Annotated in this window: 1 protein-coding gene; it reads left to right on the top strand. The window is 72.7% G+C overall.

What is annotated here, in order from left to right; genetic code table 11:
* Nucleotides 1-309: SUV3 C-terminal domain-containing protein (locus FS767_RS21960; RefSeq protein ID WP_305986778.1), on the top strand; the 309-nt coding region annotated here is incomplete at its 5' end.
* Between the last annotated feature and the right edge of the window lie 2 nt (nt 310-311).

Genomic DNA, 311 nt, shown 5'->3' with positions numbered 1-311 from the left:
GCCCAGCGCTGGCTACGGATCGTCGCCCGCGGCGAGCCGGTGGACCTGCCGCGCATCCCCACGGGCACCGATCTCGCCGGACTGGAAAGCGCCCTGCACGTGGTGGAGACCTATCTGCACCTGTCCCGCAGCCTGCCCGAGCTGTTTCCGGCCCTGGAACGCGGGCAGGATCATCGCGACCTGCTCAACGACGCCATAACCCGCGAGTTGTCGCGGCGGCGGCGACCGCGTGGCCAGGAAAAGGGCCAGGGCAAGGGCGGCCGCCGCCAGGGTCGCGGCGAGCGACGCGGTGGGCGCTTCGGGCGTTAGGC

Source organism: Pseudomonas sp. DE0010, from assembly GCF_007680745.1.
GTDB classification, from domain to species: Bacteria; Pseudomonadota; Gammaproteobacteria; order Pseudomonadales; family Pseudomonadaceae; genus Aquipseudomonas; species Aquipseudomonas parafulva_B.
The sequence above is the reverse complement of the archived record's forward strand: the minus strand, read 5'-3'. Positions and strand labels throughout refer to the sequence as shown.